Annotated in this window: 21 protein-coding genes and 1 tRNA gene; 14 read left to right on the forward strand and 8 right to left on the reverse strand. The window is 70.0% G+C overall.

The window, feature by feature from the left end; all coding sequences use genetic code 11:
- Nucleotides 1-11 precede the first annotated feature (11 nt).
- Together PMI01_RS11665 and PMI01_RS11670 are read right to left on the reverse strand one after the other, a co-directional pair.
- Nucleotides 12-671: a class I SAM-dependent methyltransferase gene (locus PMI01_RS11665; RefSeq protein ID WP_007668413.1), complete on the reverse strand. Its 660-nt coding sequence runs from the start codon at nucleotides 669-671 to the stop codon at nucleotides 12-14.
- 40 nt (nucleotides 672-711) lie between these two features.
- Nucleotides 712-1,653: a fatty acid desaturase family protein gene (locus PMI01_RS11670; protein WP_007668419.1), complete on the reverse strand. Its 942-nt coding sequence runs from the start codon at nucleotides 1,651-1,653 to the stop codon at nucleotides 712-714.
- Between the two features lie 67 nt (nucleotides 1,654-1,720).
- Here PMI01_RS11670 and PMI01_RS11675 point away from each other — a divergent pair, with 67 nt between their 5' ends.
- A complete protein-coding gene (locus PMI01_RS11675) occupies nucleotides 1,721-2,059 on the forward strand; it encodes a lysozyme inhibitor LprI family protein (protein ID WP_007668421.1) in 339 nt (112 codons plus the stop codon).
- Nucleotides 2,060-2,078: 19 nt separating this feature from the next.
- Here PMI01_RS11675 and ubiA read toward each other — a convergent pair whose 3' ends face one another.
- On the reverse strand, nucleotides 2,079-3,017 hold the full coding sequence (gene ubiA, locus PMI01_RS11680; protein ID WP_007668424.1) for a 4-hydroxybenzoate octaprenyltransferase: 939 nt from the start codon (nucleotides 3,015-3,017) through the stop codon (nucleotides 2,079-2,081).
- Between the two features lie 248 nt (nucleotides 3,018-3,265).
- Between ubiA and PMI01_RS11685 the strand changes: the two genes are divergently transcribed.
- The 4 genes from PMI01_RS11685 to PMI01_RS11700 all read left to right on the forward strand — a co-directional run bounded on the left by PMI01_RS11685 (nucleotide 3,266) and on the right by PMI01_RS11700 (nucleotide 6,243).
- Nucleotides 3,266-3,559 (forward strand): hypothetical protein, encoded by a 294-nt coding sequence (locus PMI01_RS11685; protein ID WP_157223763.1) that lies wholly within the window; start codon nucleotides 3,266-3,268, stop codon nucleotides 3,557-3,559.
- A gap of 119 nt (nucleotides 3,560-3,678) precedes the next feature.
- Nucleotides 3,679-3,948, forward strand: a complete 270-nt coding sequence (locus tag PMI01_RS11690) for a hypothetical protein (RefSeq protein WP_007668427.1) — start codon at nucleotides 3,679-3,681, stop codon at nucleotides 3,946-3,948.
- Between the two features lie 196 nt (nucleotides 3,949-4,144).
- Nucleotides 4,145-4,417 carry a DUF454 family protein gene (locus PMI01_RS11695; protein ID WP_007668429.1) on the forward strand — a complete coding sequence of 91 codons (273 nt, stop codon included), beginning with the start codon at nucleotides 4,145-4,147 and terminating at the stop codon, nucleotides 4,415-4,417.
- Between the two features lie 20 nt (nucleotides 4,418-4,437).
- On the forward strand, nucleotides 4,438-6,243 hold the full coding sequence (locus PMI01_RS11700; RefSeq protein ID WP_007668435.1) for an ABC transporter ATP-binding protein: 1,806 nt from the start codon (nucleotides 4,438-4,440) through the stop codon (nucleotides 6,241-6,243).
- 56 nt (nucleotides 6,244-6,299) lie between these two features.
- Here the strand turns inward: PMI01_RS11700 and PMI01_RS11705 are convergent, their stop codons facing one another.
- Nucleotides 6,300-8,036 carry a DUF4153 domain-containing protein gene (locus tag PMI01_RS11705; protein WP_007668436.1) on the reverse strand — a complete coding sequence of 579 codons (1,737 nt, stop codon included), beginning with the start codon at nucleotides 8,034-8,036 and terminating at the stop codon, nucleotides 6,300-6,302.
- 131 nt (nucleotides 8,037-8,167) lie between these two features.
- On the opposite strand from PMI01_RS11705, the gene PMI01_RS11710 reads away from it, so the two are divergent.
- On the forward strand, nucleotides 8,168-9,706 hold the full coding sequence (locus PMI01_RS11710) for a UbiD family decarboxylase (RefSeq protein WP_007668437.1): 1,539 nt from the start codon (nucleotides 8,168-8,170) through the stop codon (nucleotides 9,704-9,706).
- A 65-nt stretch (nucleotides 9,707-9,771) separates the two neighbouring features.
- Here PMI01_RS11710 and PMI01_RS11715 read toward each other — a convergent pair whose 3' ends face one another.
- The gene (locus PMI01_RS11715) at nucleotides 9,772-10,650 is read right to left on the reverse strand and encodes a DUF817 domain-containing protein (protein WP_007668438.1); all 879 of its coding nucleotides are present in this window, start codon (nucleotides 10,648-10,650) and stop codon (nucleotides 9,772-9,774) included.
- A gap of 9 nt (nucleotides 10,651-10,659) precedes the next feature.
- On the opposite strand from PMI01_RS11715, the gene hisI reads away from it, so the two are divergent.
- Both hisI and PMI01_RS11725 read left to right on the forward strand, forming a co-directional pair.
- Entirely contained in the window at nucleotides 10,660-11,061 is a 402-nt protein-coding gene (gene hisI, locus PMI01_RS11720) for a phosphoribosyl-AMP cyclohydrolase (RefSeq protein ID WP_035035917.1), read from the forward strand.
- Between the two features lie 81 nt (nucleotides 11,062-11,142).
- Nucleotides 11,143-11,772, forward strand: a complete 630-nt coding sequence (locus PMI01_RS11725; RefSeq protein WP_007668440.1) for a LysE family translocator — start codon at nucleotides 11,143-11,145, stop codon at nucleotides 11,770-11,772.
- A gap of 14 nt (nucleotides 11,773-11,786) precedes the next feature.
- Here the strand turns inward: PMI01_RS11725 and PMI01_RS11730 are convergent, their stop codons facing one another.
- Entirely contained in the window at nucleotides 11,787-13,496 is a 1,710-nt protein-coding gene (locus PMI01_RS11730; RefSeq protein WP_007668441.1) for an alkaline phosphatase D family protein, read from the reverse strand.
- Between the two features lie 155 nt (nucleotides 13,497-13,651).
- Nucleotides 13,652-16,162 (reverse strand): TonB-dependent receptor, encoded by a 2,511-nt coding sequence (locus PMI01_RS11735; RefSeq protein WP_007668442.1) that lies wholly within the window; start codon nucleotides 16,160-16,162, stop codon nucleotides 13,652-13,654.
- A gap of 63 nt (nucleotides 16,163-16,225) precedes the next feature.
- Here PMI01_RS11735 and PMI01_RS11740 point away from each other — a divergent pair, with 63 nt between their 5' ends.
- The 6 genes from PMI01_RS11740 (at nucleotide 16,226) to PMI01_RS11765 (ending at nucleotide 21,570) form a co-directional block, all read left to right on the forward strand.
- A complete protein-coding gene (locus PMI01_RS11740; RefSeq protein WP_007668443.1) occupies nucleotides 16,226-17,302 on the forward strand; it encodes an RluA family pseudouridine synthase in 1,077 nt (358 codons plus the stop codon).
- A 94-nt stretch (nucleotides 17,303-17,396) separates the two neighbouring features.
- Nucleotides 17,397-18,134 carry a hypothetical protein gene (locus PMI01_RS11745; RefSeq protein WP_007668444.1) on the forward strand — a complete coding sequence of 246 codons (738 nt, stop codon included), beginning with the start codon at nucleotides 17,397-17,399 and terminating at the stop codon, nucleotides 18,132-18,134.
- Nucleotides 18,135-18,245: 111 nt separating this feature from the next.
- Complete coding sequence (locus PMI01_RS11750) at nucleotides 18,246-19,088, forward strand: MBL fold metallo-hydrolase (protein ID WP_007668445.1); 843 nt, start codon at nucleotides 18,246-18,248, stop codon at nucleotides 19,086-19,088.
- Nucleotides 19,089-19,156: 68 nt separating this feature from the next.
- Nucleotides 19,157-19,582, forward strand: coding sequence for a PaaI family thioesterase (locus PMI01_RS11755; RefSeq protein WP_007668447.1), 426 nt, complete (start codon nucleotides 19,157-19,159; stop codon nucleotides 19,580-19,582).
- Nucleotides 19,583-19,719: 137 nt separating this feature from the next.
- Nucleotides 19,720-19,809, forward strand: a tRNA-Ser gene (locus tag PMI01_RS11760).
- 87 nt (nucleotides 19,810-19,896) lie between these two features.
- Nucleotides 19,897-21,570: an alpha-glucosidase gene (locus tag PMI01_RS11765; RefSeq protein ID WP_007668449.1), complete on the forward strand. Its 1,674-nt coding sequence runs from the start codon at nucleotides 19,897-19,899 to the stop codon at nucleotides 21,568-21,570.
- Nucleotides 21,571-21,645: 75 nt separating this feature from the next.
- On the opposite strand, the gene PMI01_RS11770 is transcribed toward PMI01_RS11765, so the two are convergent.
- On the reverse strand, nucleotides 21,646-22,485 hold the full coding sequence (locus PMI01_RS11770; RefSeq protein WP_007668451.1) for an alpha/beta fold hydrolase: 840 nt from the start codon (nucleotides 22,483-22,485) through the stop codon (nucleotides 21,646-21,648).
- Between the last annotated feature and the right edge of the window lie 77 nt (nucleotides 22,486-22,562).

The following is a 22,562-nucleotide window of genomic DNA, read 5'->3' on the forward strand; positions in this document are numbered from 1 at the left end:
CTAGTTCGCGACTAGGGCAGAGTCCAGACGCTGGTGCGCTTGACCGCCATGTCCTCAAGCTCGCGGGTGGTCGGCACCTGGTACTCGGCCAGCTTGGCCAGGCCGTCCTTGGGAAAATAGGTGCGGCCCGGGTCGCCGATCAGTACCGTCGCGCCCGCCGCCCGGCCCTGGGCCAGCCAGGCCATCACGGCCTCGGCCATCGGGCGCTCGTAGCAGATGTCGCCGGCCAGCAGCACGTCGGCAGCCGGCGGCGGGGCGTCCAGCAGGTTGACCTCGGTGAACGCGACCTCGACCCCGTTGGCCGCCGCGTTGACGCCGATCGCCGCCTCGCAGAACACGTCGATGTCGGCCGCCAGCACGCTGGCCGCGCCCGCCTTCATGGCCGCGATCGCCACCAGCCCCGAACCGCTGGCGAAGTCGATCACCCGTTTCCCCGCCACCATCCCGGGATTGTCGAGGATGTAGCGCGCCAGGGCCTGGCCGCCGGCCCAGGCGAAGGCCCAGAACGGCGGCGGCAGGCCGATCTCGGCCAGGGCCTCCTCGGTCAGCTTCCAGATCGGGGTGATCTCGTCGGCGAGGTGCAGCCGCAGTTCGGGCGTGTGCGGCGGAGCCTGAAGCCGGGTGTTCTCGAGGATGAAGACGCGGCGGCCGGCGAGGGTGGCTTCGATCATGCGCCGCCTTAGAGCATCGCGGCCGTTTCGACGCGAGACCTTAGGCCGGAACCCGGCTCGACGCCGCCTTCAGCACCGACAGATAGCCGGGCGCGGTCAGCATGGTCCCGGTCAGGCCCTTCTGCACCAGCAGCCGGTGCGCCTTGGGCAGGTTCCAGCACGGCATGTGCATGAACAGGTGATGCTCGGCGTGGAAGTTGACGTGGTAGGGCGCGATCAGGGCGCGCTCGATCCAGTTGGCGCGGGTGGTGCGGGCGTGGCGGAACGGGTCGGGCTCGTCCTTGGCCACCAGGGCGTGCTCGGCGATGTTGCGCAGGCGGGTGACCAGCGGGAACCAGGTCGCCATCGGCACGATCCACAGGGCCAGCCAGGCCCACCACAGACCGGCCGCGCTGAGCACGACCAGCAGACCCAGGTTCCACAGCAGGAACGGCTTCTGCCGCGCGACCTCGCCACTGAAGATCGCGCCTTTCGGCTGGTCTCCCTTCAGCTTGCCCAGCAGCGGCCCGAACCGCTGCTTGAAGAAGGTCTGGCCGGTCAGGTCGCGGATGATCTTGCGGCGCAGCGAGGCCCGGGTGGTCGGGAACGGGGCCGACAGCACCAGGTCCGGGTCCTCGGCCTGCTGGGCGAACTTGTGATGGGTCAGGTGGTAGGGCCGGTACTTGGCCAGGGACGCCCCGGTCGGGGCCGCGCATAGCCACTCGCCCACCCCGTCGTTGACCTTGAGGTCGGGGTGCAGCCCGCCATGGGCCGCCTCGTGCATCAGGATGGCCAGGCCCAGCTGGCGCGCCCCGATCAGCATCACCGCCAGCAGATAGGTCAGCGGGTTGGGCCAGATCACGAACAGGGCGCCGGCCGCGATGATCACCGCCCAGGCATGGGCGACCAGGGCCAGCCCGATCCAGCGCGAACGCGCCGAAAGCGGGGCCCATTCGGCGGGCGTGAACAGCTCCGAGGGTTTGACGCGGGATGCTACGGCCATGGGACAATCATGCCACATTCAGCATCAGGCTTACAGGATGACGCGGCGTAACCGTCTGGAGAGACCCATGAAAATGCTTCTGACCACCCTGGCGCTGGCCCTCGTCGCCGGTTCCGCTAGCGCCGCCAGCTTCGACTGCGACCGGGCCCGCGCCCCCGACGAGAAGGCGATCTGCGCGAACCTGGCGCTGAACGACAAGGACGTGCGGATGGCGGTGCTCTACGACATCAACCGCAAGACCCTGGCCATGGGCGGTCGCGGCGCCCTGGAGGACCAGCAGCGCCAGTGGCTGCGCGACCGCCGGGGCTGCGGGGCCCAGCGCGCCTGCCTCAACCGGTCGTATGACCGCCGGCTGGGCGACCTGGAGCGGAGCCTGGAGCGGGTCTATCGCAACGGGCCGTTCTGAGATTTGACGGCGGCGGTCTCTAGAACCCCGCCGGCTTCCACATCCCCGCCACCAGGGCCAGGAACAGCACGAACCCCGCATGGGTGTTGGACTTGAACAGGGCCAGGGCCCCAGCCGGGTCGTCCAGCCGCAGGGCCGCGGCCTGGCGCGACAGATGGAGGGCCAGCAGCCCCGCCAGCGGCAGGAACAGCGGTCCGAGGTTCCCGGCCCAGGCCGCGGCGACCACCAGCGCGAAACAGGCGACATAGAAGGCCAGCACGCCGCGCGGCGCGGCCTCGCCCAGCCGACGGGCCGACGACTTCACCCCGGCCAGGGCGTCGTCCTCCAAGTCCTGCACAGCGTAGATCGTGTCGTAGCCCAGGGTCCAGAAGATGCCGGAGGCGTAGAGCAGCACGGCCGGCCAGGCCAGGGTGTGGGTGGCGGCGGCGTAGCCCAGCAGCGCCCCCCAGTTGAAGGTCAGGCCCAGCCAGGCCTGCGGCCACCAGGTGATGCGCTTCATGAACGGATAGGCCGCCACCAGGCCCAGCGACAGCACGCCCAGGCCCACCGCCAGCCAGCCCAGGGTCAGCAGGATGCAGAGGCTGACCAGGCAGCAGCCGACCACGAAGCCCCAGGCCTGCCGGACGCTGATCAGCCCAGCCGGAATCGGCCGCATGGCCGTGCGGCTGACCTGGGCGTCGAAGTCGCGGTCGACGATGTCGTTGAAGGCGCAGCCGGCCGCCCGCATCAGGGCCGCGCCGACGAAGAAGGCGATCAGCAGCCACGGGTTGGGCCACTGGCCCTTGCCGGCCGCCGCCAGAGCGATGCCCTGCCAGCCGGGCAGCATCAGCAGCCAGATCCCCGCCGGCCGGTCGAACCGGCCCAGCTTCAGCCAGGGCCGTAGAGGCGGCGGCGCATGGCGGTCGACCCAGTTGCCGGCGGCGGCGTCGGGCAGGATGGCGGTGTCTGGCGAACTCATGGTCCATGGCTTAGCCCCGCGATCCCGCCTCGCGCAACGGCTGGCGATTGGCGATCAGGTCGCGCGGCGCTAGGAACGGTCACGGGGCTCACGGGGGCGAGGCGTCGATGTTTCCTTTTTCGGTCGACGGTCGGGTGCGTCTCCAAAGCGCTCGAAACGATGATCAGGTCCTGAAAGGGGTCCAGGACCGGCTCGACGCGACCGGCGCCACATGGTCTGCGATCCGCGACGGCGTCGTCATCTTCCGGATGAGCCTCGTCAAGGCGAGCAACCGATGGAACATCCTGGACCCCTACGAGCGGGGCGAAATCCGCATCGTCCGTCGGCGGGACGAGGCCTGGCTGATCTACCGCAACAGCACGCGCCGAATGCTCGCCATCGCGACGGGCCTCAGCCTGGCGGCCGGCCTCGTCGCCGGGGTGATCGGGCAAGATCCTGTCTTGGCCCTGGGGGTGTCGGGCGCCATCTGGCTGGGGCTGTTTGGCCTGAACTACCTGATCGCCGCCGCGCGGTTCGGCGGCTGGCTGTCGCGCGCCGCCTGACATGGCCGAGGCGAGGTTCGCCCACATAGAGTTTTCCGATCTCGTTCCGAAAAACGATCAATTGGATTGATCGCGCCGCGACGATCAGGGTGACGCCATCGAAATGACGGAGGCGACAGATGGCCCGGAACACCCTGATCACCCCTTTCGGCGCGCCCGCCAAGGTCATCGACCGCGTCGAAGCCTGGGCCCTGCTGGCCCTGGGCCTGACCGCCGGCGTCGTCGCGCCCCACCCGGTGACCACCGCCCTGTGGACCGCCGCGGCGCGGGCCTTCGGCCGGGCCGGCGACCTCGGCATGGTCGAGCGCCTGACCTCGGGCACGAAGTTCGGGCCGCGGATCAAGGCGGGGCTGCGGGGTCGGACGTCGAGCCACCTGCGGTTCGCTTGATGAGGCAAGGTCTTCTCCCTCCCCCTTGTGGGGAGGGGGACCAGCGAAGCTGGTGGGTGGGGCTTCACCGCCGCCTTGAGTCATCAAACCCCACCCGACCCCTTCGGGGCCACCCTCCCCACGAGGGGGAGGGAGAAGACTTTGGTGAATCTTCAAAGCTGGCGAACCCTCACACGATCCCCCACATTCACCTCCAATGACCGACGCCCCCCGCCCGCCCCGCAAGCCCCTGTCCCGCCCGGTGCGCTGGACGCTGGACGGCCTGGGCGGCGGGTTGCTGGCGATCGGCGCGGTGGGCGTCGTCACGCCCGGCCTGCCGACCACGGTGTTCTGGATCGGCGCGGTGCTGTGCTTCCTGAAGACCCGGCCCCACGCCGTGCGGCCGCTGCTGCGCACGCCCGTCATCGGGCCGGCGATCCGCTGGTACTTGCGGTGGCGTCCGTTTGGCGGGTCGAAAAACAAGCGCTAAGCGCCTATCTACCCCTCACCATGAGCGACGAATTCGAAGACGAGGACGACACCGGCCGCCGCCGCGCCCTGAGCAATGCTCGCGTGCTGGGCTTCATCGCGCGCTTCTGGCTGCGCCGCAAAGGGCTGTTCGTGGCCGGCGTCGGCCTGACCTTGCTGGCCATCGGCTTCGACCTGGCCCTGCCCTGGGCCTCGGGCAAGCTGATCGACACCGTGTCGCGCGGGCCCGCCGCCCTGCCCTCGGCCTGGACGGCCTGGGCGTGGTTCGTCGGCGTCTATCTGGGCTTCTCGCTGATCCGCAACCTGGCCATGCGGTTCTGGATCCCGCTGGCCGCCCGCAACATGGAGGAGATGACCAACGAGGGCTACGCCCGCGTCCAGGCCTTCTCGTCCGACTGGCACGCCGACAGCTTCGCCGGCGCCACGGTGCGCAAGCTGACCCGGGCGATGTGGGGCTATGACAGCGTCACCGACGCGGTGACCATCTGGCTGGCCCCCAGCCTGATCGTGCTGGTCGGGCTGTCGGTGATGCTGCTGCTGCGCCAGCCCCTGGCCGGGGTCGTGGCCCTGGTGGTGGTCGCCGCCTATGTCACCGTCAACGTGGTGGTCACCACCCGCTACGTCCGCCCGGCCAACTTGAGGTCCAACGCCCTGGATTCGAAGATCGGCGCCAGCCTGGCCGACGCCGTGACCTCCAACCCGACCGTCAAGAGCTTCGGGGCCGAGGCTCGCGAGAGCGTGCGCGTGGCGCAGGTCACCGCCGCCTGGCGCGAGGCGGTGATGGTCACCTGGCACAAGTTCACCAATGTCTGGCTGGGCCAGAACCTGCTGCTGGTGGTGCTGCAAGGCGGACTGACGGCGGCGATGATCCATGCCTGGAGCCAGGGCCAGGCGACGCCCGGCGACGTGGCCTTCGCCATCACCGCCTTCATGCTGATGAGCGGCTATCTGCGCAACATGGGCGAGAACATCCGCATGCTGCAGAAGGGCCTGGACGACACCGAGGACCTGGCCGCCTGGGAGCACCTGGCGCCGCAGATCGCCGACGCGCCGGGCGCGCCCGATTTCCGGCCCCATACGGGCCGGGAAGGTCACGGCAGGATCGCCTTCGAGGACGTCACCTTCCGCTACAAGGCGGCCGGCGCGCCGCTGTACGACCACTTCTCGCTGACCATCGCGCCGGGCGAGCGGGTGGCGCTGGTCGGGCCGACCGGCTCGGGCAAATCGACCTTCGTCAAGCTGGTCCAGCGCCTGCACGACCTGCAAGGCGGGCGGATCGTCATCGACGGCCAGGACGTGGCCGGCGTGACCCAGGGCAGCCTGCGCCGCGCCATCGCCGTGGTGCCGCAGGACCCGGCCCTGTTCCACCGCTCCCTGCGCGACAACATCGCCTATGGCCGACCGGACGCCACGCTGGAGGAGATCGAGGCGGCGGCCAGGAAGGCCCGCGCCCACGACTTCATCCTCAAGCTGCCCCAGGGCTACGACACCCTGGTCGGCGAGCGCGGCATCAAGCTGTCGGGCGGCGAGCGCCAGCGTGTGGCCATCGCCCGCGCCTTCCTGACCGACGCCCCGATCCTGGTGCTGGACGAGGCCACCTCGTCGCTGGACGTAGAGACCGAGGGCCAGGTGCAGGAAGCCGCCGAGGCGCTGATGGCCGGCCGCACCACCATCGTCATCGCCCACCGCCTGTCGACGGTGCGCGGCGCCGACCGCATCCTGGTGTTCCAGAACGGCCGCGTGGTCGAGGAAGGCCGGCATGGGGAGCTGAAGGCGGCGGGTGGGGTCTATGCGCGGCTGAATGCGGTCAGCGAGGGCGTGGGGTAACACGGCTGGGGACGCACGCATGCGTGCGTCCCCAGCCGTGTGGCGACTTCACGCCGCTATGGGCAGGCGGCGAGATCCTTCGCGAAGCGCATCGGCCCATTCGCCGAGACCAGGTCCTGAACCGCCGGTGTAGCCGCGCTCAGCTTGCCGTCGCGGATGGCCGCCCGGGAGTCGAAGCCGCTGCACGGCGGCTGAAAGCCGCCCAACCTGAGCCACGCGCCGTCCGCGCCGGCGCCATAGACCTCGATCTCCCAGCCGCTCGTCATCAACACCTCGGGACGCCCGTCGCCGGTCATGTCGAGCACGGTTGCGTCGCATACGGCGTCGCTGGAGAGACATCCGCCAAACCGCGACTCAGGCGGCACGGCTGTGGGGAACCCTTCAGGCGGACGAGCGCCTTTGGGGTGGAAGACGATCCTAGGATTGTACGCGGGACGCGGCGGCGGGCTGTAGTTTCGTCCGGCTTGCACGGCGACAGCCTTGGCTCGCTGGACAATTTTCGGATCGGAGCTCGTCTTCAGTCGATCAAGAGCGTTCCGCCCGAACCGGCCAGCGTCGAAGCGCAAGAACTGATAGTCGAACGCCTCGGCCCTCACCTTGCCCTTCTCCAGTCGTGCGACTTGATCGTTCACCGACAGTCGCCTCGGATCGGCGATCGGCGTGCACAGGGCCAGCAGCACGGCGATGACCACGAAGGCCATGGCGATGTTGGTGGCCTCCAGGGTCCGCATCCACGCGCCCGGCCGCACGGCGGCGACCGCATAGCCCACGGCGTAGCCGGCCGCGACCAGCACGCAGGCGGCGGCGATGATCCGGTCGGGGCTGAGGCCGTACTGGCCGATCCGCAAGGACAGGCCATAGGCGGCCAGCACGGTGATCGGGACCAGCAGCACCCCCGCCAGCCGCGCCGCCCACTTCAGCACCACGGCGGTCGTCTCGGTCCCGTCCTGGTAGGCGGCGTCGGTCAGCAGGATCAGGAAGGCGTCGGCGACCAGCAGGATGGCCGTGGCGCTCTTGGTCTTCCACAGGGGCTCGAGACCGGTGAAGGGCAGGGTCAGCAGGAAGGCGGCGGCGATCAGGGCCATCAACGGCAGCAGCCAGGCCAGCAGGGTCAATACGACCGTGCGAACCCCGCGCACCAGATTGGCCCGCACGTCGGTCAGCTGCACGGCGGCGGCGAACACCACGGCGGTGGCGGGGAAGATGAACCACTCGTGCCGGATCAGCTTTTCGATGGCGTCGACGCCGATCAGCTTGAACAGCGCCGCGGCCAGGAACAGCAACAACCAGAAGGCCCCGGTGAAGCCCAGCGACAGCACCGCCTGCACCCCGTGCTTCCAGGTGACGTCGAAATAGGCCTCGTAGCGGGCGATCCGCCGCCGCTCCATGTCGGCCGGCTGGACCAGGTGGTGGCCGATGAAGATCAGGGCGGCGACGCCCAGGACGGTGAGCGGTCCCAGGCCATTGACGCCCTTGGCGGCGGGGTCGCCGCTCCAGACGCCATAAGCGCCGAGGCCGGCGGCGACCAGCGCGGCCACACCCTTCCAGACCGCCAGGGTGCGGAAGCGCAGGGCCGAGACGCCGGCCAGCACCACGAACGGCGCGAACAGGAAGACCATCAGCAGGGCCGCGTACAGCTCGCGCTGGGTGGCCGGCCAGACCTTGGACTTGTCGGCCTGGTAGAGGCCGTACAGCAGCAGGCCCTGGGCCAGGCCGGTGGCCAGGCGGATGATCGTCGCCCGACGGACGGCGCGGGAGTCGGGGAGGGCGGCGTCGTGGAAGGCGTCGGTCATCTTGTTGCAACCTCGAATGTCGTCAGGCCAGAGATCACGCCGAGCGGGCGGCGCCTAGGGCGAAGCTTTCCGGCGCGACCTTGCCGGGGGACGGGGGCGCCTCTAGGTTCCGCCGCGTTCAGGAGCGCCCCATGGCCTATCGCAGCTTGCGCGAATTCATCGACGTCCTCGAGGCGAAGGGCGAACTGGTCAGGGTGACCGAACCGGTCTCCACCGTGCTGGAGATGACCGAGATCCAGACCCGGCTGCTGGCCACCGGCGGGCCAGCGGTGCTGTTCGAGAACGTCATCCTGCCCGACGGGTCGCGCTCGCCGATGCCGGCCCTGGCCAACCTGTTCGGCACGGTCAAGCGGGTGGCCATGGGCGTCACCCTGGGCGGCGAGCCGCGCACCACGGCCGGCGAGCTGCGCGAGGTCGGCGAGCTGCTGGCCTTCCTGCGCCAGCCCGCGCCGCCCAAGGGCCTGAAGGACGCCCTGGACATGCTGCCCCTGGCCAAGACGGTGATGGCCATGCGGCCGGGGACGGTGAAGAAGGCCCCCGTGCAGGAGGTGGTGCTGACCGGCGACCAGATCGACCTGACCAGGCTGCCGGTCCAGACCTGCTGGCCGGGCGAGCCGGCCCCGCTGATCACCTGGCCGCTGGTCGTCACCAAGGGGCCGGGCAAGGACCGCGAGGACGACTTCAACCTGGGCATCTACCGCATGCAGGTGCTGGGCAAGGACCGCTGCATCATGCGCTGGCTGGCCCATCGCGGCGGGGCCCAGCACTATGCCCGCCACAAGAAGGCCGGGAACCGCGAGCCCCTGCCCGCCTGCGCCGTGCTGGGCGCCGACCCCGGCACCATCCTGGCCGCCGTGACCCCCGTGCCCGACACCCTCAGCGAATACCAGTTCGCCGGCCTGCTGCGCGGGGCCAAGGTCGACCTGGTGCCCGCCAAGACCGTGCCGCTGATGGTGCCGGCCCACGCCGAGATCGTCATCGAGGGCCACGTCCTGCTCGACGAATACGCCGACGAGGGCCCTTACGGCGACCACACCGGCTACTACAACAGCGTCGAGAAATTCCCGGTCTTCCAGGTGACGGCGATCACCATGAGGAAGGACCCGATCTACCTGACCACCTTCACCGGCCGGCCGCCGGACGAGCCGTCCGTGCTCGGAGAGGCGCTGAACGAGGTGTTCATCCCGCTGATCCGCCAGCAGTTCCCGGAGATCGTCGACTTCTGGCTGCCGCCCGAGGGCTGCAGCTACCGCATCGCCGTGGTGTCGATGAAGAAGGCCTATCCGGGCCACGCCAAGCGGGTGATGCTGGGCGTCTGGAGCTATCTGCGCCAGTTCATGTACACCAAGTGGGTGATCGTCGTGGACCACGACATCAACGCCCGCGACTGGAAGGACGTGATGTGGGCGATCTCCACCAAGATGGACCCGGCGCGGGACATCACGGTGATCGAGAACACCCCCATCGACTATCTCGACTTCGCCTCGCCCGAGAGCGGCCTGGGGTCGAAGATCGGCCTGGACGCCACCGACAAGCTGCCGCCCGAGACCCACCGCGAGTGGGGCGAGGAGATTCGCATGGACCAGGCGGTGATCGACGCGGTCAGCGAGAAGTGGGCGCGGCTGGGCCTGCCGGGGGATGGCGCGCCGATCTGGAAGGCGAAGACGTAGGTCCTCCCCCCGTGGGGGAGGTGTCGGCGCAGCCGACGGTGGGGGGAGTTTGCCGAACTGTCCAATCATTCCCCCCACCGGCCCTCCGGGCCGCCTCCCCCACAGGGGGAGGGCCTGGCTTGCCCAACCCGCCTCGGCCTATGCACCGCCGTCACCAACACGTAACTGAGCAGCATCAGCAGGTACCACGCGCCCAGCTTGCCGATCGGCACCATGCGCCAGCCGTCCTTCTGGCTGGGATAGGCCCAGGCGCCGGCCAGGGTGCCGAGGTTCTCGGCCAGCCAGATGAACAGCGCCACCAGCACGAAGCCCAGCAACAGCGGCATGCGGCGCGGCGTCCGGTCGGGGGTGAACACCACCCAGGTCCGGCCAAACAGCAGCGCCGAGGCCGCGAACAGGCCCATCCGGATATCCGGCCCGTAGTGGTGGGTGAAGAAGTTCAGATAGGCCAGGACCGCCAGGACCCAGGGGGCCCAGACCGTCGGATAGCGGACGAAGCGGAAGTCCAGCAGCCGCCAGATGCGGGCGATGTAGCTGCCGATGCAGGCGTACATGAAGCCCGAGAACAGCGGCACGCCGCCGATCCGCAGCAGGCTGGGTTCGGGATAGATCCACGAGCCGTGGGCGGTCTTGAACACCTCCATCACCGTGCCGACCCCGTGGAAGACCAGGATCACCAGGGCCTCGTCCCAGCGCTCCAGCTTCAGGGCCAGCAGGCCGACCTGGATCGCCACCGCCGCGATCACCAGGAAATCATAGCGGGCCAGCGCCGCGGCCTTGGGCCAGAACAGATGCGTCCCGACAATCAGGGCCAGCATCAGCCCGCCGAACAGGCAGGCCCAGGCCTGCTTGAGGCCGAACAGCAGGAACTCGTGGGCCCAGCCGTTGAGGCGCGAACGGCCCGCCCATCGCCGGGCTAGCGCGACCAGGGTCTCCGGCGCCATATGTCGCCCATGACCTCGTCCCTGTTCCCCCCCGCCCCCGACACCACCGCGCTGGAGCGCGGCGCCGCCATCGCCCCGCGCTTCGACGCCAACGGCCTGGTCGCCGCCATCGCCCAGCACGCCGACACCGGCGAGATTCTGATGTTCGCCTGGATGAACGACGAGGCCCTGAAACTGACCCTCGACACCGGGATCGCCCACTATTTCAGCCGCTCGCGCGACAGCCTCTGGAAGAAGGGCGAGACCAGCGGCCAGCTGCAGGTCGTCACCGAGCTGCGCATCGACTGCGACCAGGACGCCGTGCTGATCAAGGTCCGTCCGCAAGGCGACGGCGGCGCCTGCCATGTGGGCTTCCGCTCGTGCTTCTACCGGGTGTGGGAGAACGGCGCCTTGGTGGAGCGCGAGGCGTAGGGCTCTGTTCATCGCGCCAGGCTGAACGCGTCGGATGAAGCCGGCGCCGACGAGATTTGCAGAGTTCGTGGAGATCGCGCGATGACCACCGCCCAAGCCCTGCTCGCCTTCAGCGTCGCCGCCGGCCTGCTGACCATCACGCCCGGCCTCGACACCGCCCTGGTGCTGCGCACGGCCGCCGCCGAAGGCTGGCGGCGGGCGACGGCGGTCGCGGTGGGGATCGGCCTGGGTTGCCTGGCCTGGGGCGCGGCGGCGGCGTTCGGAGCCGGGGCGCTACTGGTCGCCTCGCACGCCGCCTACACCGCGCTGAAGTGGGCCGGGGCGGCCTATCTGGTCTGGCTGGGGATCAACCTACTGCGCAGGCCGCGCGCCAGCTTCGACACCGGGGCCGGCGAGGCGCCGCCGGTCGGCGGGCTTGGCGCGGCCCTGGCTAAGGGCTTCTGGAACAACCTGCTGAACCCCAAGGTCGGGGTGTTCTACGTGTCGTTCCTGCCGCAGTTCATCCCGACCGGCGCCAGCCCGGCGGCCTTCGGCCTGCTGCTGGCGTCCCTGCACGTGGTGATGGGACTGGTCTGGGCCGGCGGCCTGATCCTGGCGACGGCCCCGATCGCCCGGGCGCTGCGGCGACCGGGCGTGGTGAAGTGGCTGGACCGGGTGACCGGCGGGGTGTTCGTGGCGTTCGGGGTGCGGATCGCGCTGGAGCGGCGGTAGGGGCGGCGCTGAGGCTAACCCTCCGCCAGCGCCTTGACCCCGCCGTCGTCCCCGGGCGTCACCACGAACCGCTTGAGCACCTTGGTCTCGTAGGTTGGCGACAGGATCGTCGACACCGCCATCAGCTCGCCGACGGCGCGGCCGCGCTCCAGGGTCAGCAGCAGGAAGCCCTTGGCGCCCTGGTCGGTGAACTTCACTTCCTTGTTGCGGGCGACATAGGCCGCGCTGATGGGCGCGCCCGGCAGATAGTCGCTGTAGCCCGGCGAGGTCACCGAGGTGACGCCGAACTCGGCCGCCACGCGGCTGGTCCCCGCGTCGTCCCACAGCTCGTTGGCCCAGAAGGCGTGGCTGTCGCCGGCCAGCACGATCGGCCGGGCCTTGCCGGCCTTGAAGATGTCGTAGACCCGCGCCCGGTCGGCCGGATAGCCGTCCCAGGCGTCGAGGTTGCCGGGAACGTCCAGCGCCGACAGCGACCGGCCCTGCTCGACCGCCTTGGCGACATAGGCCGGCAGCTTGGCCAGCATCGCGTCGTAGGCCTCGGGACCCATCGTCGCCTTGAGGTCGGGACTGGCGACCCGCGCCATCACCACCTGGTTGCCCAGCACCTGCCAGGCCACGCCGCCCTTGACCGAGGCGTCGATCTCGCGGGCCAGCCACTGCTCCTGACCCTCGCCCATCATCCGGTGGATCGGGTCGGCCAGCTTGGCGCGGAAGGCGGCGACGTCGGGCTTGCCGTCCTTCACCGGCAGGTCGCGGCCGTAGTCCAGCTGGTGGGTGCGGGCCGTCAGCCGGGTCTCGGTCATCATCAGGGTGGCGACGTCGCCGAACTGGAAGCGCCGCCAGGCGGCTTCCGGCAGGGCGCCGGGCGCGACCTCGCGGATCGGCATCCACTCGTAATAGGCCTTCAGGGCCGCGGCCTTGCGGGTGGCCCAGTCGCCCTCCTTGTCCGGCTGGTGGTTCTCGGCCCCGCCGATCCAGCTGTTGTCGGCGGTCTCGTGGTCGTCCCAGACCACGATCCACGGCGCGCGGGCGTGGGCCGCCCGCAGGGCGGGGTCGGTCTTGTACTGGGCGTGGCGGCGGCGGTAGTCGGCCAGGCTGAGGATCTCGCGCGGCGGATCGGGGACGCGGGTCTTGGCGGTCGGCGAGGCCATGCCGTAGTCCTCGGCCGCCGCGCCGTATTCGTAGATGTAGTCGCCCAGATGCAGCACGGCGTCGACGCGCGGCAGCCTGGCGATGGCGTCATAGGCGTTGAAATGGCCGGCCGGATAGAGGGCGCAGGACACCACCGCCAGGACCACGTCCCGGGTCGGACCGACCGGAAGGGTGCGGGTGCGGCCGGTGACCGGCTTGCCCACCGGCTTGCCGTTCACGGACTGGCGGAAGCGGTAGAAATAGTCCGTGGCCGGTTTCAGGCCGACGACGTCGACCTTGACGGTGTGGTCGCGCCCGGCGTCGGTGGTGGCGTGGCCCTGCTTGACGATGGTCTTGAAGGCCGCGTCGGTCGCCACGTCCCAGCGCACGCCGACCGGCGCCTTGGCGCCCGGCGCGGTGACCCGAGTCCACAGGATCACCCGGTCCTGCAACGGATCGCCCGAGGCCACGCCGTGCTCGAAGGTCGCCGGTCCGGCGTGCAGCCCCTTGGGCGAGGCGGCCATGGCCTGGCCCGCCGCGCCGACGCCGCCCAGGCCGAAAAGGGCCAGGGCCCTGCGTCGATCGATGGTCATGGTCATCTCCCCAGGCGGTCACTGCGCGGCTTGGTCTTCTCGTGCCCTACCGGCGGGACACAACAGGAGCGTGACGCCGGCCCAAATACAAGACGGGAACGGACGAAGGACGGACGGGGACACGCGCATGCGCGTGTCCCCAACTCAGCCCGTCCCTATCGCCGGATCGCGAACGTCACGCCGTAGTAGCGCGGGTTGCCGGCGATGAAGGTCGGGATGCCGAAGGCGTCGCCGGTGTTGCCGGCGTCCTTGATGTAGTCCTCGTCGGTGGCGTTGGTCACGAAGGCCCCGACCTTCCAGTTGGCGAACGACGGCTGATATTCCAGCCGCAGGTCCAGCAGGCCGTAGCTCTTCTGGAACTCGTCCTGCACCAGGTCGGGGATCAGGTTGCTGGCCTGCAGGGCGGGGATGTCGTTGTCGTCGTCGAAGAAGGTCTTGGACTGCCAGGTGTAGATCGGGGTGAAGGTGACGCGGCCGTTCAGCATCTCGGCGTGCAGGCTGGAGCCCAGCGAGAACTTGTTGTCCGGCGCCAGGCGGAAGCGGTTGCCGTCGCGGATGCCGGTCTTGAAGCGGCCGTGGTTGTAGCCGTAGGTCGCGAACACCTCGGCGAACGACGCCGCCTGCCAGGTGGCTTGCCCCTCGAAGCCGTAGGCCTGAGCCTCGCCGGCGTTGGTGGTGATGATCTGGGCGCCCGACTGCACCGTCGTCTGGAAATTCTCGTAGTTGTAGATGTAGACCGCGCCCTCCAGGGAAAGCCGGCCGTCCAGCAGCCGGCTCTTGGCGCCGGCCTCGTAGGAATCGACCGTCTCGGCGGCCACGGGCGTGAACTTGCCGGCCCCCATCGGCGCGCCGGGCGCGGCGGCGGACAGCACCTTGGGCCGGCGGCCGCGGGCGTAGGAGGCGTAGAGGCTGGCGTCGGGGCTGACCGCGTAGCGGCCGACCAGGCGCCAGGTCAGGCCGTCGTCGGTGAAGTCCTGGGTCGTGATCTGGCCATTGCCGGTGGTCGGCTGGGCGAACAGGCCGAACATCGGGATCGGATAGCCGGCCGAGGTCGGGATGTTGGCCGCGCCGGGAACCGCCAGGGCCCCGAGGATGGCCAGCCGGGTCGCCGCCGGCTGGCTGAGCGCGCCCAGCACCCCGCCGAGGATCGAACGATCGCTGACCCGCGAGGCGATGCCGCTGGACTTGTCGTCATTGGTGTAGCGCAGGCCGGCCGACAGCTCGAAGCGGTCGGTGACATGCCAGGTGGCGTCGCCATAGATGTCCCACGACTTGATCCGGCCGTAGTTGGTGTACTGCTCGGTGTGGACGCCGAGATTGTTGGCGATGCCCTGGGCGACCGCGCCGCTGGCCGCGCCGCCGCTCAGGCCGGTGAGCAGGGCGGCCAGATAGGTGGTGTTGGTCAGCACCGCCGTCGGCTTGGGGTTGGGCTTGCCCAGCTGGCCGGTCAGCAGGCTGAGCACGTAGCGCTCGTCGAACTGCAGCGGCACGCGGGTCTGGGCGTCCTCGTCGAAATAGCTGACGCCGCCGAACCAGCTGATCTTGCCGCCATTGTCGTAGTTGAGGCGCAATTCCTGGCTGTACTGGGTGCCGCGGGCGTCTTCGGCGAACACGAACATCGGCAGCGAGAAGCCGTCCGGATCGAACACCTCCTCGCTCTGGAAGTGACGGGCCGCCGAGATCGACGACAGCTTCCAGGCGTCGTTGAAGCTGTAGTCGACCAGGGCCGTGACGCCGGAGACATAGCGCTTGAGGCCCAGGCGCGCATTGCCCTCGAAGCCGTAGCCGCTGGACAGGCCGGCCGGGCTGTTGGGGTCGCGGTCGCCCAGCGGCTGGCCGGTGGCGATGTCGGTCGGGTTGAACTGGTTGGACTTGAACGAGGTGCCGGTCGGGTGGTCGGCCTCGTAGTTGACGATGACGTCGGCGTTCAGCCTGCTGGTCGGCGCCCAGTGGGCCGACAGCCGCAGGGCGCCGGTGTCGGTCGAGCCCAGGGCCGGGCCGCCCAGCACGTTGTCGATCGCGCCGTCGCGCTCCTTGTAGCGGCCGGCCACGCGGACGGCGAAGGTGTCGCCCAGCGGCACGTTGGCCATCACCTCGAACAGGCCGTAGCCGGCGTTGCCGCCCTCGGCCCCGACCCGCCAGTCCAGCGCCTGGGTGCTGGCCTTGTTCTGGATGACGTTGACCGCCCCGATCATCGCGCCGCGGCCATACAGGGTCGACTGCGGGCCCTTGGCGACCTCGATGCGCTGGATGTCGAACAGCTCGATATAGGAGCCGCGCGACTTGGAGATCGACACCCCGTCCTGGAACACCGAGACGCGCGGTTCGGTGGTGGCGTCGCCGCTGTCGGAGGTGATGCCGCGCATCACGAAGCCGGGGTTGTTGGGCGACTGGTTCTGCACCTGGAAGCCGGGGACGAAGGCCGACAGCCGGTCGAACTCCTGGACGCCCAGCTTCTCGAGCATGGCGCCCGAATAGGCGGTCAAGGCGATCGGCACCTCGACGGTCTTCTGCTCGCGCTTCTGGGCGGTGACGACCAGTTCCTCGACCTGGGTCTCGGCCGGTTCGGCGGCGGCCGGGGCGACGTCGGCGGCGTGGGCCAGTCCGGCGGAGAGGGCCAGGCCGCTGACGGCGGCCATGAGCAAGGTGGTGCGGATCGCGCGCATCGACTATCCCCTTCGTACGCTAAGCTTATGAACCTGAGCCGTTAGGCGCGGGCGGTGTCGTCGATGCGACATCCTCGTGACGGAGCCGTGAAGACAACCTTGAGTCAGCCCCCGACCACGCCAGACGACGAACTGGAGGACTTCGACGCCCAGGAAGCAGGCGCCGGCGAGACGCTGCTGATCGTCCTGGACGCCGACCTGGCCGGCCAGCGGCTGGACAAGGCCCTGGCCGCCGCCGCGCCGGACCTGTCGCGGGCCCGGCTGCAGGCGCTGATCGCCGCCGGCCAGGTGTCGCTGGCGACGCCGGGCCGCGCCGCCGTCCCGTTGACCAACGGCTCGGCCAAGGCCGTGGCCGGGACCTATGCCGTGGTGGTGCCGCCGCCGGTCGCCGCCGAGCCGCTGCCCGAGGACATTCCGCTGAGCGTGCTCTACGAGGACGCCTATCTTATCGTCATCGACAAGCCGGCCGGCATGGCCGCCCACCCGGCGCCCGGCTGCGAGACCGGCACCCTGGTCAACGCCCTGCTGCACCACTGCGGCGACAGCCTGTCGGGGATCGGCGGCGTCGCCCGCCCCGGCATCGTCCACCGGCTGGACAAGGAGACCTCGGGCGTGATGGTCGCCGCCAAGACCGACGCCGCCCACCAGGGCCTTTCCGCCCTGTTCGCCGAGCACGACATCGACCGCATGTACCTGGCCCTGACCCGCGGCGCGCCGCACCCGGTGGTCGGCACGATCCAGACCCGCCTGGGCCGTTCGCCCGGCGACCGCAAGAAGATGGCGGTGCTGAAGAGCGGCGGCCGCGAGGCGACCACCCACTACCGCGTCGAGAAGACCTTCGGCCCGGCCGCCAAGCCGCTGGCCGCCCGGGTCGCCTGCCGGCTGGAAACCGGCCGCACCCACCAGATCCGCGTCCACATGGCCAGCCGGGGCAGCCCCTGCCTGGGCGACCCGGTTTACGGGGCCGGCGCCCCGGCCGCGCCGGTCAAGGCGGCGATCCAGGAGATCGGGTTCGCCCGCCAGGCCCTGCACGCCGCCGTGCTGGGCTTCGTCCATCCGATCACGGGCCAGACCCTGCGCTTCGAGACCCCCCTGCCGCCCGACATGGCGGCGCTGGAGGCCGCCCTTGAAGCCCTGTGACCGCCTCCCCAGCTACACCTTGCGGTTCCGATACATTAAGGCCCTAATTCGGCTCACGGCCGGGTTCAGGATGGAACGGTCGGAGGTTACGTCCATGCTCGCGTCCCGTTTCGCCCTCGCTTTCGCGCTTCTGGCCGCGCCCCTGGCCCTGCCGGGCGCAGCCCTGGCTCGCGACGCCTCCGACGAGGTCGTCGCCACCGCCTCGCGCACCGCCGCCAAGCCGCCCACCGAGGCCGAGATCGCCAAGGCCCAGGCCGACGCCAAGGTCCAGGCCGAGGCCGCCCGAGCGGCCAAGCCGGTGAGCACCCAGGACCAGGTCGCCGCCTGGCTGGCCGACTCGCCGCCGATCGAGCGGGTCGATAACGGCCCGAACGGCTACGCCATGCGGCCGAACGTCGACGTGAACGGCTACCCCCTGGGCCCGGACGGCAAGCGTCAGATCCACGGCGAGACCGGCGTCAGCATCGGCACCGGCGGCTATCGCAGCGGCTATGTCTCGACCCTGATCCCGATCGGCGAAGCCAGCACCCTGGGCATCGCCGTCGGTCAGACCGACTACGGCAAGCACGGCCGGGGCTATGGCTACGGTTATGGCGGCGGCTACGGCTATGACGGGCTCGGCGGCTATGGCGGCTACGGCTGGGGCCCGCGCGGCGGAAGCTCGCAGTCCCTGGCCCTGTCGCTCGACATGCGCGGCGGCGGCCGCTCCAAGAGCGACACGCCCGAGGGCTGCGCCCCCGGCTTCCGCGACGGCGACCGCTATGTCGAGCCGCCCTGGGTGACCGAGATGCGCGGCAGCGCCCGCACCTGCACGGCCGCCGATCGCCCCTGACCGTTCAGGTCGCGACCAATCGCCTCGCGAGCGAAAGACGTGGATCGGCGTTCGCCTATACTTAAGAGCTTGCCGTCAAGGTGCCCGCCTCGGGCACTATCGGGCGTAAGCATGCAGCCGGAAATAACCGCTTTCCATCACCCCGCCACCGGTCGGGTGACCTATCTGATCGCCGACCCAGCCACCCTGCTCTGCGCCTTCGTCGACCCCGTGCTCGACTATGACCCGCTGACCCAGGCCGTCGACACCGGCTTCGTCGACGCGATCATCGCCGACGTCCGGGCCCGCGACCTGGGCCCCACCTGGATCCTCGAGACCGGCGTCCACACCGGCCACATCTCGGCGGCCGGCCACGTCAAGTACGAGACCGGCGCCTCGATCTGCATCGGGGCCGGCGTGCTCGACAGCCTCAAGCGCCTGGTCCCGGTGCTCGGCGCCGACGGTGTCGACCTCGACGGCTGGGACTTCGACAAGCTGGCCCAGGACGGCGAGGCCCTGCCGATGGGCGGCGTCGAGATCACCGCCATCGCCCTGCCCGGCCGCCTGCCCGGCGCCGTGGCCTACCGGATCGGCGACGTCGTCTTCACCGGCGCGGCCATCCTGCCGCCGGACCAGGGCCTGGGCGACAGCGACGCGCCCGGCGCCGACGCCGAGGGCCTGCACGCCGCCGCCCGCCAGCTGCTGGCCCTGCCGCCCCAGACCCGGCTGCTGAGCGGCCAGGTCGGGGCCGACGGCGACGCCTGGAGCGCCACGGTCGCCGATCACCGCGCCGGCAATGTCGACGCCGGCGACGCCGTTCCCGCCGAAGCCTTCACTGCCCGCCGCGCGGCCGCCCTGGCCTCGCCCGGCCCGATGACCGCCCCCGCCCTGCAGGTCGGGATCCGCGCCTTCCGCCTGCCGCCCGCCAACGACGACGGCCTGCGGTTCCAGCCGGTCGACATCAGTTCTATTTAAAAACCCACTTGCGCCGACCCGACCTTCGCGCCTAGATGCTTCGCGTACGAAGCACTTGGATCGCCACCATGACCGACATCGATAGAAGCGCCGAACTGACCGCCGCCCAGGCCGGCGCCCTGCCAGGCCTGCTGGGCCTGGAATGGAGCACGGCCGTCACCGGCCTGGTGCGCGGCCGGATGACCGTCGCCCGCCACCACATGGCCCCCAACGGCTTCCTGCACGCCGCCAGCGTCGTCGCCCTGGCCGACAGCGCCTGTGGCTACGGCTGCGTGGTCTCGCTGCCCGAAGGGGCCAGCGGCTTCACGACCATCGAATTGAAGTCCAACTTCCTGGGCACGGCGCGCGAGGGCGACGGGGTGGCCTGCGAGGCCAAACTGGTCCATGGCGGCCGCACCACCCAGGTCTGGGACGCCGTCGTCACCGCCGAGGCCACCGGCAAGACCATCGCGCTTTTCCGCTGCACCCAGATGGTTCTGTACCCGAAAGCCTAGGCGCGGCTCGCCCGCCGCCGGGAAACCGCGCCCCGCGACACAAAAGCTTGTCACAGGCCCTTGCGCTCTTCCGGCGACGCCGCTAGGTATCCCGCCCTCACTCAAGGCCAGCCCCCGGGCGGCCCCGAAGACCCCCTGGAGAGGTGGCAGAGTGGTCGAATGTACCGCACTCGAAATGCGGCGTGCCTGGAAGGGCACCGTGGGTTCGAATCCCACCCTCTCCGCCACTAACCCCACCGACATCCCCCGCGACGACCACGCTTCGGCGCGGTAGCGTCTCGTCCTGTACGCCGTGCGTCAGGGAGAGACGCTTCGTGAGCCATGATGATCGCAAGACGCCGCCAGACGCCCTCCGCCCCTGGTGGAAGGACGCCGTCGTCTACCAGATCTACCCCCGGTCCTTCATGGATTCGAACGGCGACGGGGTCGGCGATATCCCCGGGATCACCGCCAGGCTCGACTACCTGAAGGACCTCGGCGTCGACGTGGTCTGGCTCAGCCCGCACTTCGACAGTCCCAACGCCGACAACGGCTATGACGTCCGCGACTACCGCAAGGTGATGGCCCAGTTCGGGACCATGGCCGACTTCGACACGATGCTGGCCGGGATGAAACAACGCGGCATGCGGCTGATCATCGACCTGGTGGTCAACCACACCAGCGACGAGCACGCCTGGTTCGTCGAGAGCCGCAAGAGCCGGGACAACCCCTTTCGCGACTACTACATCTGGCGCGACGGCAGGGAAGGCGGGCCGCCCAACAATTACAGCGCCTTCTTCGGCGGACCGGCCTGGACGCTGGATGCGGCGACCGGCCAGTACTACCTGCACTATTTCGCCGCCAAGCAGCCGGACCTCAACTGGGAGAACCCCGAGGTCCGGGCCGAAGTGTACGACCTGATGCGGTTCTGGCTGGACAAGGGGGTGTCGGGCTTCCGGATGGACGTCATCCCGTTCATCGCCAAGCAGCCCGGCCTGCCGGACCTGACGCCGGCCCAGCGCCGGGCGCCGCAGTTCGTCTATGCCTCGGGTCCCAGGCTGCACGACCATCTGCGCGAGATGCGCCGCGAGGTGCTGGCCCACTACGACACCCTGACGGTCGGCGAGGCGTTCGGGGTGACCCCTGACGCGGCCCGCGACCTGATCGACAGCCGGCGCGGCGAGCTCGACCTGGTGATCAATTTCGACATCGTCCGCATGGACATCGACGGCTGGCGCAAGACGTCCTGGACCTTGCCCCAGCTCAAGGCGCTGTACAGTCAATTGGACACGGCGGCGGGCCCTTACGGCTGGAACACCCAGTTCCTGTCCAACCACGACAATCCGCGCTCGGTCTCGCACTTCGGCGACGACGACCCGGCCTGGGTCGAGCGCTCGGCCAAGGTCCTCAACACCCTGATCCTTACCCAGCGCGGCACGCCGTTCCTCTACCAGGGCGAGGAACTGGGGATGACCAACTACCCGTTCCAAGCCCTGGACGACTTCGACGACCTGGAGGTGGCCGGCCGCTGGCGCGACCTGGCCGGACGGGTGCCGGAGGCGGAGTACCTGGCCAACGTCCGGGCCATGGGCCGCGACAACGCCCGCACCCCGATGCAGTGGACGGCCGGCCCGCAGGGCGGCTTCACGACGGGCGCGCCCTGGCTGGCGGTCAATCCCAACGCCGCGACCATCAACGCCGAGGACCAGGCGGCGCGACCGGACTCGGTGCTGAACCACTGCCGCGCCCTGATCGCCTGGCGGCGGGGGTCGGCGGACCTGCGGGACGGGACCTATGAGGACCTCGATCCGGACCACGAACAGGTCTTCGCCTATCGGCGCGGCGCGGGGCTGGTGGTGGTGCTGAACTTCGGGCGCGAAACGGTGCGCTACGCGCTGCCCGCCGCCCTGGGGGTCGAGGGCGTCGCCTTCGGCGCGGCCGAGGTCGAGGGCCAGATGGTGACGCTGGCGGGGTGGACGTCGGTGATCCTGGCGGTGCGGGCGGCTTGAGCCAACCTTTGGAGAATGGAGCAAGGGCGCCCGCCAGAAGCGGACGCCCTTCCCGACTTTCAGTCCCCGAAACCCCTAGGCCTTGAAGAAGGCCAGCAGGTCCGGATTGATCACCTCCGGATGGGTCGTGCACATGCCGTGCGGCAGGCCCGGATAGGTCTTCAGCGTGCCGTGCTTGAGCAGCTTGGCCGACAGCAGGGCGGAGTCGGCGATCGGCACGATCTGGTCGTCCTCGCCGTGCAGCACCAGGACCGGCACGTCGATCTTCTTGAGGTCCTCGGTGAAGTCGGTCTCGGAGAAGGCCTTGATGCAGTCGTAGTGGGCCTTGGTGCCGCCCATCATGCCCTGGCGCCACCAGTTGTCGACGACGGCCGGCGAGACCTTCGCGCCGGGACGGTTGAAGCCGTAGAACGGGCCGGCCGCGACGTCGCGGAAGAACTGGGCGCGGTTGGCGATCTGGGCGGCACGGAAACCGTCGAAGACCTCGATCGGCAGTCCGCCCGGATTGGCGGGGGTCTTGACCATGATCGGCGGCACGGCGCTGATCAGCACCGCCTTGGCCACCCGGCCGCCGCCGCCATACTGCGCCACGTAGCGCGCCACCTCGCCGCCGCCGGTCGAGTGGCCGACGTGGATGGCGTTCTTCAGGTCAAGATGGGCGGCCAGGGCCGCGACGTCGGCGGCGTAGGTGTCCATCTCGTTGCCGGTGTCGGTCTGGGACGAGCGGCCGTGGCCCCGGCGGTCATGGGCGATGACCCGGAAGCCCTGGCCCAGGAAGAACATCATCTGGGCGTCCCAGTCGTCGGCGCTCAGCGGCCAGCCGTGGTGGAAGACCACCGGCTGGGCGGTCTTGGGGCCCCAGTCCTTGTAGTAGATCTCGGTCCCGTCCTTGGTCTTGATGATGCTGCTGCTCATGGTGGCTCCTGGAGCTTTGGGCGACGCCTTGGGCGTGGCCGCGGACGATGCGGACGGCGCGAGCGACGGGGCGGCGG

Origin of the sequence: Caulobacter sp. AP07 (assembly GCF_000281955.1) — a bacterium.
Lineage (GTDB): Bacteria > Pseudomonadota > Alphaproteobacteria > Caulobacterales > Caulobacteraceae > Caulobacter.